This window comes from Paenibacillus baimaensis (assembly GCF_025567575.1).
On sequence record NZ_JAOQIO010000069.1, the window covers coordinates 94,159 to 108,522 of the forward strand.

Annotated in this window: 12 protein-coding genes and 1 riboswitch; of the genes, 4 read left to right on the forward strand and 8 right to left on the reverse strand. The window is 44.9% G+C overall.

Features of this window, described 5'->3' with window-relative positions; translation table 11 throughout:
• Window positions 1-80: 80 nt before the first annotated feature.
• Entirely contained in the window at window positions 81-908 is an 828-nt protein-coding gene (gene srtB, locus OB236_RS17290; protein WP_262685116.1) for a class B sortase, read from the forward strand.
• 10 nt (window positions 909-918) lie between these two features.
• Here the strand turns inward: srtB and OB236_RS17295 are convergent, their stop codons facing one another.
• Window positions 919-1,740 (reverse strand): transglutaminase domain-containing protein, encoded by an 822-nt coding sequence (locus OB236_RS17295; protein ID WP_262685117.1) that lies wholly within the window; start codon window positions 1,738-1,740, stop codon window positions 919-921.
• A 55-nt stretch (window positions 1,741-1,795) separates the two neighbouring features.
• A riboswitch (cyclic di-GMP riboswitch) is annotated at window positions 1,796-1,879 on the reverse strand.
• 193 nt (window positions 1,880-2,072) lie between these two features.
• Between OB236_RS17295 and OB236_RS17300 the strand changes: the two genes are divergently transcribed.
• Complete coding sequence (locus OB236_RS17300; protein WP_262685118.1) at window positions 2,073-3,347, forward strand: acetylornithine deacetylase; 1,275 nt, start codon at window positions 2,073-2,075, stop codon at window positions 3,345-3,347.
• 27 nt (window positions 3,348-3,374) lie between these two features.
• Window positions 3,375-4,046 carry a thiaminase II gene (tenA, locus tag OB236_RS17305; protein WP_262685119.1) on the forward strand — a complete coding sequence of 224 codons (672 nt, stop codon included), beginning with the start codon at window positions 3,375-3,377 and terminating at the stop codon, window positions 4,044-4,046.
• Between the two features lie 94 nt (window positions 4,047-4,140).
• Here tenA and OB236_RS17310 read toward each other — a convergent pair whose 3' ends face one another.
• The 4 genes from OB236_RS17310 to OB236_RS17325 form a co-directional block, all read right to left on the reverse strand.
• On the reverse strand, window positions 4,141-5,568 hold the full coding sequence (locus OB236_RS17310) for a DHA2 family efflux MFS transporter permease subunit (protein ID WP_262685121.1): 1,428 nt from the start codon (window positions 5,566-5,568) through the stop codon (window positions 4,141-4,143).
• A 73-nt stretch (window positions 5,569-5,641) separates the two neighbouring features.
• A complete protein-coding gene (locus tag OB236_RS17315; RefSeq protein ID WP_262685123.1) occupies window positions 5,642-6,217 on the reverse strand; it encodes a TetR/AcrR family transcriptional regulator in 576 nt (191 codons plus the stop codon).
• Between the two features lie 165 nt (window positions 6,218-6,382).
• Window positions 6,383-7,189 (reverse strand): DUF2935 domain-containing protein, encoded by an 807-nt coding sequence (locus OB236_RS17320; protein ID WP_262685125.1) that lies wholly within the window; start codon window positions 7,187-7,189, stop codon window positions 6,383-6,385.
• 114 nt (window positions 7,190-7,303) lie between these two features.
• The gene (locus tag OB236_RS17325; protein ID WP_262685126.1) at window positions 7,304-10,309 is read right to left on the reverse strand and encodes a hybrid sensor histidine kinase/response regulator; all 3,006 of its coding nucleotides are present in this window, start codon (window positions 10,307-10,309) and stop codon (window positions 7,304-7,306) included.
• 330 nt (window positions 10,310-10,639) lie between these two features.
• Between OB236_RS17325 and OB236_RS17330 the strand changes: the two genes are divergently transcribed.
• Window positions 10,640-12,139: an IMP dehydrogenase gene (locus tag OB236_RS17330; RefSeq protein ID WP_262685127.1), complete on the forward strand. Its 1,500-nt coding sequence runs from the start codon at window positions 10,640-10,642 to the stop codon at window positions 12,137-12,139.
• A 98-nt stretch (window positions 12,140-12,237) separates the two neighbouring features.
• Here the strand turns inward: OB236_RS17330 and OB236_RS17335 are convergent, their stop codons facing one another.
• From OB236_RS17335 to OB236_RS17345, 3 genes are all read right to left on the reverse strand, one after another.
• A complete protein-coding gene (locus OB236_RS17335) occupies window positions 12,238-12,681 on the reverse strand; it encodes an NUDIX hydrolase (protein ID WP_262685128.1) in 444 nt (147 codons plus the stop codon).
• 99 nt (window positions 12,682-12,780) lie between these two features.
• Window positions 12,781-13,443 carry a pentapeptide repeat-containing protein gene (locus OB236_RS17340; RefSeq protein ID WP_262685129.1) on the reverse strand — a complete coding sequence of 221 codons (663 nt, stop codon included), beginning with the start codon at window positions 13,441-13,443 and terminating at the stop codon, window positions 12,781-12,783.
• Between the two features lie 9 nt (window positions 13,444-13,452).
• On the reverse strand, window positions 13,453-14,355 hold the full coding sequence (locus OB236_RS17345; RefSeq protein ID WP_262685130.1) for an AraC family transcriptional regulator: 903 nt from the start codon (window positions 14,353-14,355) through the stop codon (window positions 13,453-13,455).
• Between the last annotated feature and the right edge of the window lie 9 nt (window positions 14,356-14,364).

Consider the following 14,364-nt stretch of genomic DNA (forward strand, 5'->3'; position numbering starts at 1 on the left):
CAGGGGCACATCATGTGCCTCTGTTTCACTTCAATCGTATACACAAGCTATTACGAGTTCATAGGAGAGAGGAGAATCTTATGACAAAGCAATTTCCCCAACCTGCTGCTAGAAGTTATAGATTTTTTTATTGGGCAGCTTCCATATTGGTATGTGCTGGATTCGTGCTTATAAGTATGGATGCCTATATACAACATACCGAAAGAAACAATTCACTTCAGTTAAAAAATCAGATGTTAAGTCTATACCATACAAAAGCACAACCCAATACAGAACAGGCAAATGAGTCCACTGAACTAACCAAAGAAGCAAGCGCTGTAGCCAAAGGCCCAACGGAAAATGAGAGATTCCAAAGTTTATTGGCTATTAATAAAGAAATCATTGGATGGCTCCGTGTTGACGGCACTAGTGTCGATTATCCGGTCCTACAGCATAAAGACAATGATTATTACTTAAACAGAGACGCATCAGGTAAAAAGTCCATTTATGGCAGTGTGTTTATGGATTACCGTCTGGACACGAATCAAGAACAACGTAATCTTGTCATTTATGGACATAATATGATAGATGGCTCCATGTTCGGAAGCCTTGGTAATTATAAAAACAAAGATTTTTTTGCGGAGCACCGCAATATTAATTGGGGAATACAAGGGAAAATGAGCGATTGGGAAATATTTTCCGTTTATACCATTGACGCTAGAAAAGATACTGTCGATATTTCATATGAAAACGACGATGCGTTTCTTCTTGATTTAGACCAATATCGAAAAAAATCTATGTATCAGGCGGCTGTGAATCTGCAAAAGGATGATCAAATTCTTACATTGGTAACATGCAGCAATGAGACAGATGATACTCGTTTAGTCATACATGCAGTAAAAAAGGGGCCGAGGGTCCCTTTTTCTTAACAATCATATCTTATTTTGCAATCGGATAATCGCTTTCCACCCAAGTATGACCCGTTTTCAGAAGAGCTTCATTTGTTACATTAAAATATTTAGTAGATTGAACACCTGGATTATCAGGTGTAGGGTCGTCAAAGACGGTATCAAGCATATACCAGTTGCTATCTATGTTTACTGCATTCCACATGTGCGTTTGCGCAGGATCATCATTTATGTAACCAACCACGAGCCGACTTGTGATTCCTGCTTTATTGAGAAGCTTATTCGTTAGGATCGCATAGCCTTGGCACACGGCCTTTTTGTTGAAGAGTGCTGAGTAAGCCGTATGACCAATGTCGTCTAAATTTTCATAAGAGGTATTGGAGACGACATAGTCGTGAATGGCAGCTTCTTTTTCAAGATTGTTCATGTTTGGTGTCAGAATTTCCTTCAGAATACGGTCAACCTCATTGTCTACGTATTGGTCTTGTTCTACTGACGTAAGATATTGTGGCGTTAGAGTAATCGTAATATTACCGATGCTTCCCTTCATATTCATAGACAGGTCTTTCATATTCCAGTAAAGTTCTTCCTCAAGATTCCGTTGTGCAAGGTCTATAGTATTTTTAATTGCTTGAACGTAACTTTTCGAATCTTCTGTATCTTTAGCTGTGTAGGTGATTGTAATGGAATCTGATTTTTTAGCAAGCTCAGCTTGAATTGTTAATTCCAGCTCTGTTAAATTACTAGCTTGCAGTGGCGCGCTGGCGCTTGCAGTTTCTGCTTGTACCAACGAAGAGATAAGAAAAAGCATAACGGTGAGTAAGGTAACGAAAATCTTTAATTTGGAATACATAGCAAAAAACCTCCCTTGTCATTAAGCCAAAAGAGGGTACAATGTACTGTTGCCTCTTGGCGACCCGACGATCATAGCAAAATGCTTTAGACTCGTGGCTTTGCGTCCCTGCCTTTCGACAGGTTTGCCCTTTTCAAAAGTTATTAGATTTGAGCCTATCATACCACAGGGTACTATGAAGTTCAACCTGTATTAGCCATGAAGGCTACATGGTATGAATCGAAAGACTCGATTGAGTAAACCCGTGCAGGTATGCTACTATTTGATCATTATGAGCAGGGCTTCTTCTTCAGGAGAGGCGTCTTTTTATGTAACGGAAGGGGGCTAAGATAGTGAAGATAAATCTGGAAGCATTGCTTCAACAAGTAGACCAGCGACAGGTGGAGCTCATCGATCTGGTCGAGCGTTTGATCCGGTTTCAAACACCGGCGCCACCCGCTCGCAATACGGAGGAGGCACAGCAGTTTGTCGCTGCATTTTTGCAGGATAAGGGCTTTGTTATTGACAAATGGGACGTATACCCTGGAGATCCGAATGTCGTTGGTGTGTTAAAAGGCAGTGCATCAGATACGTATAAAAGCTTGATTATTAATGGTCATATGGACGTGGCTGAGGTGAGTCCAGACGAAGCTTGGGAAACGACACCCTTCACCCCGATTGTCAGGGACGGTGCGATCATTGGCCGAGGTGCCGCGGATATGAAGGCGGGGCTTGCCGGGGCGCTGTTTGCTACTCAGCTGCTTCATGAAGCAGGTATCCGGCTGCCCGGTGACCTTACGTTCCAATCCGTGATTGGAGAAGAAATAGGCGAAGCGGGAACGCTTGAATGCTGCAAACGCGGGTACAGCGCGGATTTTGCCGTTGTTGTCGATACGAGTGATTTGCATATTCAAGGGCAGGGCGGCGTCATTACAGGCTGGATCACGGTGAAGAGCAAGCAAACCTTTCACGACGCGACGAGAAGGAGCATGATCCATGCCGGAGGCAAGCTATTCGGCGCAAGCGCTATTGAGAAAATGGTGAAGTTGATTCAAGGGCTGCAGGATTTGGAGCGTCACTGGTCCGTAATTAAAAGTTATCCGGATTGTCCACCAGGAGCAAGTACGATCAATCCTGCCGTCATTGAAGGCGGTCGACATGCCGCGTTCATTGCCGATGAATGCCGATTATGGATCACCGTACATTTTTATCCGAATGAGACCCATGAACAAGTAGCCAAAGAAATCGAGGAGCATATCAGACTGGTGGCTGCTGGAGATGTATGGCTTAGAGACAATCCCCCTGAGTTTACATGGGGCGGGTCGTCGATGATTGAAGATCGCGGCGAAATCTTCCCTTCATTGGAGGTGGACCCGCAGCATGCCGCTGTTCGTGCGTTAATAGGGGCTCACGAGCGTATTTTGAACAGCCAGCCTATTGTTGATGTATCACCGACTGTCACCGATGGGGGCTGGTTTGGGGATGCTGGTATTCCCGCAGCTATTTATGGACCGGGCGATTTGGGCAATGCCCACTCCGTCAACGAGCAGGTATCGATCCAGCAGGTAGTAGATTTCACCAAAGTGATGCTTCAATTTATATACGAATGGGGACATACGAAGAAATAACCCTTTAAAGAAAAGAGGAAGCTGTCGATGACATTTTCAACCTACTTATATGAAAAGCTCCAGCATGTCTGGCGCCAAAATCATACTCATCCTTTTGTACAGGAGCTTGGGCAGGGAACGCTCCCCATCGAGAAGTTTCGCTTCTATATGGTTCAGGACTATTTGTATTTAATTGATTATGCGAAGCTATTTGCTCTGGGCGCTGTAAAAGCGAATGATATCGGGACGATGGGCAAGTTTGCTGCGCTGCTGAACTCCACGATGAATGAGGAGATGTCCTTGCATCGCGAATACGCGGCTCGTTTTGGGATTTCGCTAGACGAGCTGGAGCAAGCCGAACCCTCTCCCATCACGCTGGCTTACACACACTATATGCTGCACGCTGCGAACAATGGGTCATTGGCTGATCTGGTTGCGGCGCTGCTTCCGTGTATGTGGAGTTATTGGGAGATCGGGGTGGAGCTGAATCAAATACCAGGAGCGTCCGAGCATGAATGGTATGGAGAGTGGGTGCGGATGTACAGCTCAGAGGAATTTGGCGATTTGGCTCGCTGGTGCCTGGATCTGTTCGATCATTTGACAGAGGGTAAGCCGCAAGCAGAGCTGGATCGGCTGGAAATGATTTTCTTGAATACGACCCGCTATGAAACGCTGTTCTGGGATATGGCTTATCATCAGGAAACATGGCCAATTCGTTAAAATGAAGTAATGAACTGCAATTTGCTTGACCACCATATAGAAAAACAAGCCGGAAGAGGATGAACATACATGCTCTCTGGCTTGTTTGACGTTCTTATTTTACACGAGAAGATTTAATAAAGAGAGATACAACCAGACCCACGATGGCAAGAATGAGACCGAAAATGAAGGAATCTTGAACGCCTGCGGTTAATGCGGCGCTAATTGCTGCTGGATCAGCTGGATTTGCTACATGTTTCATATAACTGCTTTGGGACGCTGACATAATGGTAATGGCAACAGCCGTACCGATAGCTCCCGACACCTGCTGCAGTGTATTCATTGTAGCTGTCCCATCGGGATACAGCTCTTTGGGTAATTGATTCAGGCCATTGGTCTGAGCAGGCATCATCACCATGGACACACCGATAAAAAGAAAGGAGTGCAGCAAGATCACTGTTAGTATAGAAGTTTCAGTGTTGACGGTTGAAAGTATCCACAACATGACAATCATGATAGCAAAACCAGGAACAACCAGTCCCCGAGGTCCATATTTGTCAAAAATACGACCTGTTAATGGCGACATCAAACCATTTAATACGCCTCCTGGCAACAGCACAAGCCCTGCTGAGAATGCCGCTAAAGCCAGCCCCGTTTGCAAGTATAAGGGTAGCAGAATCATAGAAGATAAGATGATCATAAAAGTAATAAATACAGCTAATAAACCTAAAGTAAACATGGGATATTTAAAAACGCGCAAATCTATCATCGGCTTGCTCATTTTAAGCTGTCTCAACGAAAACAGGAGTAATGCGGCGAGACCTACAACGATAGTAGAAATCACGATACTGCTGCCCCAACCACTTTCACCTGCACTGCTGAAGCCGTACACAATGCCGCCAAAACCAATAGTAGATAAAATAATCGAAAGAACATCGATTTTGGGCTTGGTGATGGTCGATACATTTTGCATGTAGGTGATGCCAGATAATAACGCTATGACAAGAAACGGTAACGATACCCAGAAGATCCAATGCCAATTCAGATTCTCAATAATTAAACCGGAAACCGATGGACCAATAGCGGGTGCAAACATGATGACTAATCCCATCAGCCCCATGGTCGCTCCTCTTTTATGAATCGGAAAAATCAATAAGATCGTATTGAACATAAGAGGTAACAATAAACCGGTGCCGATGGCTTGAATAACACGGGCTAGCATGAGCATGCCAAAGCCCGGTGCTACTGCCGCGACGAGCGTTCCGATAATGGAGAAGACCAATGACGCTGTAAATAATTGACGAGTACTGAACCATTGAAGCAAGAGGCCAGAGACGGGAACCAGAATCCCCAAGGTCAGCAGATAACCTGTTGTCAGCCATTGTACCGTGGAAGAGCTAACCTGAAATACGTTGATTAAATCACCAAGTGCCATATTTAAAGCTGTCTCACTAAATAATCCTATGAACCCTGCAATTAAAAAGGAAATTAAAATAGGGGTTGTTCTAATGACTTGCTGCTGCTGTGATGCCAGTGTAGACATGCGATATTCCTCCAATAAAAGCTTTGATTGACCTGTGTTGATAGTATTTTCTGAAGCCGTATGCGGTATGAAATTATTTTATAGATAATAATAACGGTATTTGTTCAGCAATGGCCCGGAGAGGGGCACCGTTTGTGGCAGTTAATGAATAAACAATTCCGCCTTCTATTAAAGCGTTGATGACAATACTTAAATCCTTGGACTGCTTATCGCTGTAGCCTGCTCCTAATAATTTCTTAGTGTACATAGATTGCCACTCCTCAAAAGCAGAATGACAGGCTATTCGTATAGGCTCACTTGTTGAATGTTTTTCACCTGCTATCGTTCCGATGGACAAACCGGGAAATGCATTTGTTTTATCAAAAATCCCCTCGGACAATTGGTAAATATGAGTCTGAATCGCTTGTACAGGGTCTTCAATGCTTGTAAATACCTCTTGAATTTCGCCAATAACGATCTCTTTCGTATAATGAATTGCCGCAATAGCTAATTCTTCCTTGCCTTTGGGAAAATAATGATACAGTGACCCCTTAGGAATACCACTTTCCTCAATAATGTCATTAAGTCCTACACCATAGTAGCCATGTATTCGAAAAAGCCGAGAAGCGACTTCAATCAGAATGTCTCTGGAATTTTTTTTGTCTGCCATAGCTGAATCCTCCTCCTGAAATTATAACAACCGGTCTATTAGTAGGATAGGGGTATATCCCGGATTTGTCAACGTTCATTCACAAAACAAAGCGACCACTCCCGGTACAATACCGTAAAGTGATCGCCGCTGAACATGCCCTTATCATGCAGTCTAATCTTGAGGTCATTCCCTTTTCTTGCCTGAGGCAGTCAATACCCCTTCAAACATATCGATAATTTCCAGAAACCGTTCCGCTTCCCGGAAAACGTGATCCGCCAATAAGGGGTGGATGATACTTTTAATTTTACAAGCATAGATTAGATCTCTCGCCGTTTGTTTAAAATCGCGTAATGATTTCACGGAGACTCGATTCTGATCCAGAAATTGGGTTAAAAGAGGCTGCGTTTGCGATTGTGGCCGCATAGAGCTCAAATCCTGGGCCTGGAACAGCAATTGATCAAAATCCTGACTGAACTCGCGGGCCTGATCTACCAGCTTACGTTCGGATGGGTCAAGAAGATGTCCTATAAATTTGGCATGATCTGCCATGATTTTCAGGAAAAATACATTTTCATCAAGAATCGCATCCTGCAGCGGCTCCAGCTTGCCTTGATTCAGTTCTTCCAGACGATTTCTAAAATAATTCGCTTCCCGACTAACATGATCGACCAATAGGGGGAAGTTGTTTTGCCCGGGAAGCTGACAGGTCAATATCAGACCTAATATTTTTCTTTTGAACACCCATATATGCGAAACGGCTGTATGTACTTCCGTGTTGAATTGTCGTATAGAGGAAGGATCCGTATCCAAACCCAAAGCATGCGATTTGTGTTCAATGCCTTCAAACAATTTGTAAAAGTAATTCGCTTCATTAATAAGTTGAGTATCTTCGCAGCGAAAGCCCAATCTCAAGAAAAATGAATGTTCTTTCATGATGCGGGACCAAAAGCGAATTTCATCAATAGAACGTACGACAAAAGCATCCGGCACACGAATAACCTCCCTAGGTATATTTGTAATACCATATGCGAGGCGTTCATGATTATACATTATTTGGACGAAATGAAATGTCAGTATGTAGGAAGAAATTTGTGTGTCCGCCGTTTATTTAGGTATTTTGAAGCTGACGGTCGTACCTTGATCAACTGTGCTTTGAATTTGAAGTCCTGCACCATAAAGCTGCTTCAAGCGTTGATCGGTGTTGAACAAACCAATGCCGCTCTTTTTATCGTGGCGACCGTCGAGTAGTCCTCGCAGCTTCTGTTCATCCATACCGACACCGTTATCCATGATCGATATTTCAATATGGTCCGCAGCAGGGCGAATCCGAATCCGTACCGTGCCTCCGTTGGCACGTTGGAGTATACCGTGATTTAACGCATTTTCCACCAACGTCTGGATGGATAACGGAGGCAGCTTGGCATGAAGGTGTTGTTGAAGTTCCCAGACAACCTGCAGCCGTTCATCGAACCTTTCTTTTTCTATATATAAATAGGAACGGACAAGTTCAATCTCGTTATCCAGGGTAACCTCCCGTTCCAGGTTTTGCAGGCTGAAGCTGGAACGCATATAAGTCCCGAATACCTCAAGGAGAAGCCTCATTCTTTCCATGTCCAGATCACCAAGAGCAGAAATCGAATTTAACGTGTTGAACAAAAAATGCGGCTTGATCTGGGCGTGCAGCCATGCTGCTTCCACCCGAAGCTGTTCACCAATCGACTTTTTTAAATCCGTCAGGGCACGCACACGGGATTTTAATTCCAGTGCGTCCATCGGTTTGATTACATAATCATTGGCCCCTGCATGGAAACCTGTATAAATATCCTCTGAACGGCTTCGTGCGGTCAATAGCAGAATCGGCAGCTCTGATAAGGAGAAGCGCTCACGAATGAGACGCGACAATTCATAGCCAGACATATGCGGCATCATAATGTCGGTGATGACCAGATCCCAATGCTCACTTACAACACGTGCTATCGCTTCCTTGCCGCTAGTTAACGTGACGATATCATAATTTTCGATTTCCAGCATACTTTGAAGAATTTTGAGATTAAGTGGATCATCGTCCACAGCCAAGATGCGTTGTCTTATACCCGTGCCCACAGCTATCGGTTCAGGAGAATGCTGCGAAATCTCGCTCGCGACGGCTGTTTCTGAAATAACTTCTGAAGCCTCATAGACGGAGGTGGGGGCAGGGTGCTCTCTTAGAATTGCTTCCTGATGCTCTACCGGGTCGAACAGCGGCAGGGTAAAGGTGAATATGGAGCCTTGGGATGATGTCGTGCTGACGTGGATATTACCTCCGTGTAATTCTACCAGCTGCTTGCAAATATTGAGTCCAAGTCCGAGACCGCCGCCTACAGCTGTGATGCTGGAATCACCTTGCTCATATCGCTGAAAGATCCGCAGCCGTACCTCTTCATCCATACCCGTTCCTGTATCGGCAATATGAATGCTGGCCATTCCAGCCTCGACGTGAGCGGTAATGGTGACATAGCCTTCGTTTGTATATTTGATAGCATTGTGAACCAGATTAAATAAAATTTGGATAAGCCGATTCTCGTCGGCATAGACACTCGGGAACGGTTCCGGGATATTCAGAATGAGCTGAATCGGCTTACCCTCAGTCATAAATTGCAGCATATCGACAACACCCGAGGCCACGGAATGCAGGTCAATTCGGGTTCGCTGCAGATGAATCTTGTTCTCCTCAAGCCGATTCAAATCCAGCAGATCGTTCAGCAGGAAGGTCATACGACGACCTACATTGATCAGCAGCTCCATATTTCGCGTATTCGTGTCATTCATAGCTTTTCCATCGCTGTCCAGGACCGTTTGGGCGATATTAATGATGCCATGAAGCGGGTTGCGTAATTCATGAGACGTATTCGCCAGAAAATCATCCTTCAGCTTGTCGACTTTTTTGAGCTTGTCCGCAAGCTTCACAATTTCAATAGAATTCCGGAAAGACCGTTTGAACCAGTAAATCGCAAACCCGAGGAAGTTAAAAATCAGATCGAAGGGATAGTAGGTCATCTCGATCGAACCGGCATTTCGGGTAATTCCCCATACGATATTGGCAGTGATGCCTACGGCCCCCAGCAGTAAAAAGATGGCATCATTGTCCCCCTTAATTACTGCACGAAGCAGAATTCCTGGAACAATCAGATTAGAGAGTAATAAAATAACGGCGAGCAAAAACAACGTCTTAGTGATAGCTTCGGTATTAGCGCAAACAATAAATAAGCTGTAAAGACTGCAAAAATAGGGAAACCAGACAAAAACCTTCATTTTCGTATAATCAGGAAACAAATACTTCATAAATTGCACCAAGAATGCGGTAAGACCAATATAAGCTATAAAAAAAATTTTTAAAGACCAATCCTGTTGAATTGGCATCCAGATCAGCAGTAATCGGTCGTCATCAATAACAACACTAAGGATCGTAAACAGGTTTAATAGAGCAAAGTAGATCAATGCCTTTTGACGAGAGCCTATGAAATACAACAAGATGGCATATACCGCGTGCAGTAATAGAAAGACACACAGCAGAAGCTGCATGCTCATTGTAAATAGGGTTTCATGGTTGATGGCAGGCTGGAATCCAAATCGAATAGGCTGAACGATGCCTCCGGGACCAAAGCGGCTGGCATTGGATACCTGAATAACAACCTCGATCTCAGACGTATCCGGTGTGAAAAATACGGAGTAAGGGATGTCAACAGCCATATACGCATCAGGGTTTTCTGCAGGATGACCAGCGCTTCCGAGCAGTCGACCGTTCACGAACAGCTGAGAAGCTGTTTGGATTTTGGGGATTCGAATGCCATAGGATTGATCAATTGTGTGATTAGTCAAAATTCGCAGCCGATAAGTCCCGTAGTTAAATGAAGTATCCAGATCAAACTGAGGATTGTTATCCCAACTGGATGGCACTTGAATAAAGCCTCTTTCCTTAGAGGAAGGCTGCGCGTGAATTGAATTTGGATGTAAAAGCAGATTCGGATAAAATTCCCACTGACCGTTTAATGAAATCGTGTGCTCGGATGGCAGATCCCAATCTCGTAAGTCCAGCACCCCTGCTGTCACTTGAGGATGTTCGGGGGTCATATGGTAAACAAACCAAGTTAAGCGTAACCCGGTTAATACAATCAGGAAGATACCTATAAGGATGAGGATTTTTGTTTTTGACATAGTAATAAATATTTCGACACGGGTTGTATAAATCCTTCCTGGCCAGGAGCCAACCGAAAGCCCCTGGTTCTCCAAATTTCTGCATGATTTGTATTCAGGAGGGAGTATATTGGAAGTGCTACCGGCTGATTGTATGCTAATTGTATCCAATAGAAAAAATAGGTTGACTCACCGTAGGTTGAATGATAAGATTGTAAAAATTTATCTGAAAATATGTGATCAAAACTTTAAGAGGAGTGAGAAAAAGTGGCCAAGTACTACACGGAGCCTTCGCGTACGTTTACCGAGTATCTACTCATACCGAACTTGTCGACCAAGGATTGTACACCTGCAAATGTAAGCTTACAAACACCGCTCGTCAAATTCAAAAAGGGGGAGAAACCGGCAATCTCGCTGAATATCCCGTTTTCATCAGCAGTCATGCAGGCAGTATCGGATCATCATATGGCGGTTGCGTTGGCTCGGAGCGGCGGTATTTCGTTCATTTTTGGATCTCAGCCGATTGAAGAAGAAGCGGAAATGGTGCGTAAAGTCAAAGGCTATAAGGCTGGCTTTGTCGTCAGCCGATCGAACCTGACTCCCGAGCATACACTTGCCGATGTGCTCGATTTAAAAGAAAAAACAGGCCATTCAACTCTTGCTGTTACCGATGACGGAACTGCGAAGGGCAAGCTCTTGGGTATTGTGAAGGGCAGCGACTACCGGATTAGCCGCGACTCCCTGGACAAGCCGATCAGCCAATTCATGACGCCGTATTCTTCATTAATTTATGGCAGGCTGGGAATTACGCTGTCGGAAGCGAATGATCTGATCTGGGAGCATAAAATCAACTGTTTGCCGATTGTTGGCGATGACCAGCGTCTGGAATATTTGGTTTTCCGCAAAGACTATGAGGCGCACAAAGACCATCCGAATGAGCTATTGGATGCTAATAAAAGCTACATTGTAGGTGCGGGCATTAATACAAGGGATTATAAGGAAAGAGTACCGGCGCTTGTTGATGCTGGAGCTGACGTATTGGTCATTGATTCCTCCGATGGATACAGCGAATGGCAGCGGGATACGATTCAATATGTGAAAGCCAACTTTGATGTGAAAATCGGAGCCGGCAATGTTGTCGATCGTGAAGGCTTTCTTTATCTGGTCGAGTCGGGAGCCGACTTCGTGAAGATCGGAATTGGTGGCGGATCGATTTGTATTACACGGGAACAAAAAGGAATCGGGCGCGGTCAGGCATCCTCATTAATTGAGGTTACTGAAGCGCGGAACCAGTATTATGAAGAAACCGGTATTTATATCCCGATATGCTCTGATGGCGGAATTGTCCACGATTACCATATCACTTTGGCTTTGGCGATGGGCGCGGATTTTGTGATGATGGGCCGATATTTTGCGAGATTCGATGAAAGTCCAACCCGCAAGCTGAAAGTGAACAACAATTTCGTTAAGGAATTCTGGGGCGAAGGCTCCAATCGGGCACGCAACTGGGAAAGGTACGATTCTGGCGGCAAGAGCGGCTTGATGTTTGAAGAGGGTGTAGATTCGTACGTGCCCTATGCGGGCAGCCTACAGGAAAACCTGGAGAAAACGACCAGCAAAATCAAATCGACCATGTGTAATTGTGGTTCCAAATCGATTGCCGAGCTGCAGCGGGAAGCAAGAATCACGATTGTATCGGCAACCAGCCTTGTTGAAGGCGGAGCGCATGATGTGATACTGAAGGAAAGCGGCTTATCCGGAGAATAATGGATTCCATACAGGGACGTGTCTTCTGCGATTGTGGCAGGTCACGTCCTTTTCATTTTATTAAAATAGGAATGCAGCTTTTGAAAACCATAAGTGCTTTATATTCCGCGTAAGCGTGTTCCTTCGAAAGCATAAAAAGCCGGGGATGGATAAGCAGTATCAATCTGTAGATTTTCAAATAGTTCTGGCATGAGCTGCTTGGCTGTTTGGAGGTCAACCCAGCGCACTTCAGTAATGTCATTATCAGGATCCTGAATAAGCATGTCCCCACCCGTAATATTGGCAAAAAAGGTGAAGATCAGGACATGGCTTCCTGCATCTGCGAACACAATTTCTCTGACCGAGCTTAAGCCTGAAATGGCAATGTCATATCCGGTTTCCTCCTTGACCTCACGTATCGCCGCTTGCTCCAAGGTTTCCCCTTGTTCAACCGCCCCACCCGGAGGACTCCAATAGGTAGCGTTCCCTTTCATATTGTTAACCACCAGCAGCTGACCTTGTTCATTGTATATTAAAGCAGAAGCGACATCGACTCTTTTCACCCAAGCACCACCTGTACGAATTCAATTGATTTGATACATATATTACCACAAAAAATTAATAAATGGCAAACATACGTTCCTGTTTATGTGCTAGTCTGTTTAATCTTTTACAACCAGCCCCATCAGATTGGCAAATACGGCTGCTTGCTCACGGGAAATGATACAGCCTGGTAAATCCTCCAAGCCTACGCCTAATGAGCTGAATTGACAATTGCTGAGATCGATGCCGTCGAGCTTGGTGCCGGAATATTGTGCCAGATCGATAAGGCAGCTCTGAAACATCGTCTTGTGTAACGTGGAATTGTAAAAATCCGCACTGCGTAAGGAGCAGTCATCGAACAGCACCTGCTTGAAATTGGCAAAACGAAACGTCGCATAATCACCGAGACATTGATGGAATCGCACATTTCGAAGTGTAGCGCCAGTCAGATCCAGGCCGATGAGCTTACAGTTCCTAAACTCCGTTCTATGGATGGTCGCATCCTGAAAATTGACATTGGATAGATCGCAGCGTTCAAAAACAATATCAGTAAGCTCAAGTTCGGTCAGTGAAGTCTCGGTGAAAGTGACGTTATTCAAAATCATTTTATCAAAAGAGACTTTGCGAGCGGTACAATTATCGATAAAGCTATCTTGGACCTTTCCCAGCTCGATATTATCATAGGATTGCATATTAACAAGCGTAAGCTCCGGCAGGTGGGCCGGCAGCTTGGGTGCCTCGAGTGGTGCAGGTGTTTTTTTCTTGTTCACAGGTTTATTCATAGGATCTCCTTAGGTATCATATTCTCGCAGCTCGGCTTGTCTATTTTTGCGGTAGTGGGATGGGGTATGACCGATATGCTGTTTAAAAACACGAACAAAATAACTGATATTATCGAAGCCTGTATCGAGAGCGATAGCGGCTATTTGGTGGTCGCTCTGCTCCAGCTGTATGGCTGCTTGCCGGGTTCGGAAACGATTGACGTAATCAATAGCGCTTGTACGCATCATTTCACGAAAAAATCGGCAGAAGTGTCCTTCACTCATATTGGCTTGAACAGCAAGCTCCTTAAGTCGGATCGGCTCTTGGTAATGCTCGTGGATGTAATGGAGTACGGTTTTTAAGCGCTCCGTTTTCTCGCGGTTCATGTAGGCTTCTGTATCCTGAGCACGCTCGGCAGCATGTGAGAACAGCTCCGCAATAATAAGATACAGCCGAGCTTTGGTCGTCAGCTCGCGTAAGGGTTCTGCCTCCACATTGGAACGGATCATGTCCTGGAGCAGTATTAGCACGCCCTTTTCCCAATCGAGCTCGCCTTTTAACTGAATCGGTGGTGTATACTGACGATTAAGCAGGGGAGCGATGAACTTCTCCTGAATGGAATCATAGGTGGAGCTGGCTACAAAATCGCTGTGGAACACAAAAGCGTCAAAGCTGCAAGGACTCCCTTCTAGCGGAAACCCGGCATGAATCTCGCCACTCGGAATGAACACAGCTTGCCCTGAGCTCACCTCCATCATCTCGGTTCCTACCTGGAAGAGCGCTTGGCCGGATGTCACGATGAGGAACTCTAATTCCTCATGCCAATGGCAATCCAGAATCGGCTCTCCAGCCGCGTATTGCAGCTTATAGACACTAACGGGATACATGGGGTGTCCGTGAATACGATTTTCTTTCAACGTATCGCGGTTCATCTCGGCGAC